Raw genomic sequence first — 3710 nt, forward strand, 5'->3', positions numbered from 1 at the left:
AGGTCTTCGGGCTATTCGAGCCGGCATTTCTCGAGGCGTTGCCCAATCGGCTCTACGGTGTCATGACCAACGAGACGCTGATCGCGGTGCCGCTGTTTGTTTTCATGGGCGTGATGCTGGAGCGCTCGCGGGTCGCCGAAAGCCTGCTCGACACCATGGCGATGCTGTTCGGACCTCTGCGCGGCGGGCTCGGGATCTCGGTAACACTCGTCGGCATGCTGCTGGCGGCGAGCACCGGCATCGTCGGGGCGACCGTCGTGACCATGGGGCTCTTGTCCCTGCCGATCATGATGCGCCGCGGTTATTCGCCGAGCTTGGCGGCCGGGACCATCTGTGCGTCCGGTACGCTGGGTCAGATCATCCCGCCCTCGATCGTGCTGGTGTTGCTCGGGGATGTGCTTTCATCGGCCTATCAGCAGGCGCAATTGGAGATGGGTGTCTGGTCGCCGGAGACCGTGTCGGTCGGCGATCTCTTCGTCGGCGCCCTGGTGCCCGGGCTGATGCTGGTCGGCTTTTACATCCTCTACATCGTCGGTGTTGCGGTGTTTCGACCCGAGGCGGTGCCGGCAATGCCGCGCGAGGATCGCCTGGTCGACGGTGCGGCGCTGGCCTGGCGGGTGATCTCGGTGCTGATCCCGCCGCTCTTTCTCGTGGTGGCGGTCTTGGGGTCGATCCTGGGCGGGTTTGCGACACCGACGGAGGCAGCTTCGGTGGGCGCGGTCGGTGCGCTGATCCTGGCCGCCGCGCGTGGTCGGCTGACGGTCTCGACCCTGCGCGAGGTGGTGCTTCAGACCACCATGGTGACCAGCATGGTGTTCTTGATCTTCATCGGTGCCGCGATCTTCTCCTTGGTCTTCCGCGGTTTCGGGGGCGACGACCTGGTCACCGAGTTTCTCACCGGCTTGCCCGGCGGGGTCGTGGGCGCCGTGGCGCTCGTGATGCTGGTGATGTTCCTGCTCGGATTCATCCTGGACTTCATCGAGATCACCTTCGTGGTGGTCCCGATCGTAGGTCCCGTCTTGCTTGCGATGGGGCTGGATCCGGTCTGGCTCGGCGTGATGATGGCGATCAACCTCCAGACATCCTTCCTCACGCCGCCGTTCGGCTTCTCGCTCTTCTACCTGCGCGGGGTGGCTCCGCCCGGGATTACGACGGTCCACATCTATAAGGGCGTCGTGCCCTTTATCCTGATTCAGCTGATTGTACTCGGCCTTCTCGCGATCTGGCCCGCGCTGGCGACCTGGCTTCCCGGTTTGGTCTACGCATCTTGAGCCGTCTTCGAGACGCCTGATCGGTGCCGGTGTGGTCCGGCTCAGCGTGCGCTCGATTGACGGCCGGTCGCGTCGGTGGCCTGCGGTGGCGGCGGCCGTCGGGTCATGTCTCGTGTCAGTCCGCGGTAAAGGACCGGCTGAGGATCCCGGAACATGACGCCGATGCCGGACCCGCGATGGTGGACGACGATGGCCGGGATCAGCCAATCCTTGCCGAGACACTCAAGCTCGAGCTCGACCAGAATACCGGTCGGCAGGGTAAGGTTGCTGACCTCGAGGAACATCCCCTGGTCGGACAGGTTGCAGGCGCGGGCGCAGATGAAGCGGCGTTTGCGGTAGCGGATGGACACCTGAAGGTCGATCGGGTGTCGGGCGCAATAGCGGCGTTCGATGGTCATTGGACGGTCTCTCCCCTGATCATTGGCTTCGCGCGATAGTAGAGACTCGACTTGACGAATCGGTTGATGTTGCGTGACGAAACGATGAATCTTGCCGAGGATGGAGCCGTCTTGGTCAGCCGTCGCGATGTTGCCAATAGCCCCAATCGTAGGTGCGATATTTCACGGGCATCAGGTTCGTATAGAGCAGGATGCAGCGCGTGATGGAATGCAGCGTCTTGCGCCATCGGCTGCTCTGGATGCGCCGATGATCGGTTGCGTGAACGGCGAGATCCTTCCGAAACGAGACCCGAAAACCCGCCCGCCGAAGACGCCAGACGACCTCCGAGTCCTCGTTGCAGGTCAATCTCAGGTCGAAACCGCCTACGCACGCGAGTGCATCCCGCCGGATCAATAGATTGGAGCCCGATGCAGCCGGTATTCCGCAGGAATGGCTGAGCGCCTGGGCGCGGGCGATGCGGTTGTAATAGGCGCGAAAGCGGTCTGTGGAGAGCTTCGGTCCGTAATACACCGAACTCTCGGAAAGACCCGCGAGCATCTCGAAATAACCCGGCGGAAAGAGGATATCGGCATCGCTGAACAGCAGCCATTCGGTCCGGGCAAGATCGGCGCCCCGCTGTCTCGCTTGCGTGACGGATCCGGGCTCGCGCATGACGAGCGTGCGCTCGGGGCGCAGTGTCTCGATCAGGTCCGGTGTCTCGTCCCGGCTCGCATCCACCACGATGAGCCGGATCTGCGCGGGAACGGACGCCAGGAATTGCCGGATATTGTGGGCCTCGTCGCGCGTCGGAAGGATCAGTGTGATATCGGCCGGAAGCATTCCCGTTCATCCCGTCTCGCGCGGCAAAATAGCCGTTGAGCGAGTTTAAGGCGGAGTCATGTCAACCTGATGACGCGGTACGCCCGACCTGGAATCCGGAACGCGGCCGAGAGCGAGCCCAATTGGACTTGCGGGGATGTCGGTCCGGAAATCCGGAAAAAGAACCCCCGAAGTCCTGGGGTAAGGGCTCCGGGGTAATCGCTTCCCCGGCTTGGGGATGCCGGGATTTGGGGCTGCCCTCAGGGGGGATGGGCAACCCCGATGCGCTCGGCAAATACGACCGGGTGCACTTGAGTAAGTTCCTCGGATGTTTAAACCGCGCCCAGCGTGGTATGTGATGTTTTTGGATGGGACCGGCCCCGGCAGACTTGACAATCGCTGGAGCCGGCGCGGTTTAAAATACTAAAATTTAATCTAAATCGCGCATCGCCGCTCGTCCAGTGCAGAGCCGAGCCTTCGCGTATCCCCGACCGACACATATAACCCCGGGCGCGATTTCGATTAATGGGCCTCGTCCCAGTTCTCTCCCACCCCGATATCGACGACGAGCGGAACCGCCAGCTCCGCAGCGGATTCCATCGCCGAGCGAATGCGCTTGGCGGCCGCCTCGACCGCATCGTCGGCGATCTCGAACACCAGCTCGTCGTGCACCTGCATGATCATCCGCACCGGCGGCCGCTCGGACTGGATCCAATGATCCGTCGCGATCATGGCACGTTTGATGATGTCGGCCGCCGTGCCCTGCATGGGTGCGTTGATGGCGGTCCGCTCGGCGGCGGCGCGCCGGCTCTGGTTGCTGTGCCCGATCTCGGCGAGATAGAGCCGCCGGCCGAACAGGGTCTCGACATAGCGGTCCTCGCGCGCTTGGACGCGGGTGCGCTCCATGAAGTCCTTGACCCCGGGATAGCGCTGAAAATAACGATCCACGTATTCCTGTGCCGCACCCCGCTCGATGCCGAGCTGCTTGGCGAGCCCGAAGGCGGACATGCCGTAGATGAGTCCGAAGTTGATCGCCTTGGCCGAGCGGCGCTGCTCCCCGGTGACCGCCTCGGGGGCGAGTCCAAGGATCTCGGCGGCGGTCGCGCGATGGATGTCGAGCCCGCTCGCGAATGCCGCGAGCAGACGTTCGTCGCCCGAGAGATGGGCCATGATCCGCAGCTCGATCTGGGAGTAGTCGGCGGCGAGCAGACGGTTTCCCGGCTCGGCCACGAAGGCGCGGCG

General features: G+C 63.5%; 4 protein-coding genes. 1 reads left to right on the top strand and 3 read right to left on the bottom strand.

Features of this window, described 5'->3' with window-relative positions:
* Positions 1 to 1271, top strand: a 1271-nt coding sequence (locus tag VLR48_RS07850) for a TRAP transporter large permease subunit (protein ID WP_325291250.1), incomplete at its 5' end; no start/stop codon positions are given.
* Between the two features lie 41 nt (positions 1272 to 1312).
* Here VLR48_RS07850 and VLR48_RS07855 read toward each other — a convergent pair.
* The 3 genes from VLR48_RS07855 to VLR48_RS07865 form a co-directional block, all read right to left on the bottom strand.
* Positions 1313 to 1669 (bottom strand): PilZ domain-containing protein, encoded by a 357-nt coding sequence (locus VLR48_RS07855; protein ID WP_325291251.1) that lies wholly within the window; start codon positions 1667 to 1669, stop codon positions 1313 to 1315.
* 115 nt (positions 1670 to 1784) lie between these two features.
* On the bottom strand, positions 1785 to 2489 hold the full coding sequence (locus VLR48_RS07860) for a glycosyltransferase (protein ID WP_325291252.1): 705 nt from the start codon (positions 2487 to 2489) through the stop codon (positions 1785 to 1787).
* Positions 2490 to 2990: 501 nt separating this feature from the next.
* Positions 2991 to 3710: DNA polymerase (locus tag VLR48_RS07865; RefSeq protein ID WP_325291253.1), on the bottom strand; the 720-nt coding region annotated here is incomplete at its 5' end.

The sequence above is a fragment of the Thiocapsa sp. genome (assembly GCF_035467215.1).
Classification (GTDB): domain Bacteria; phylum Pseudomonadota; class Gammaproteobacteria; order Chromatiales; family Chromatiaceae; genus Thiocapsa.

What these genes read in the sequence shown, in the direction of transcription:
- VLR48_RS07860 (WP_325291252.1), bottom strand. Translation starts at nt 2,489, where the DNA reads ATGCTTCCGGCCGATATCACACTGATCCTTCCGACGCGCGACGAGGCC.
- VLR48_RS07855 (WP_325291251.1), bottom strand. Translation starts at nt 1,669, where the DNA reads ATGACCATCGAACGCCGCTATTGCGCCCGACACCCGATCGACCTTCAG.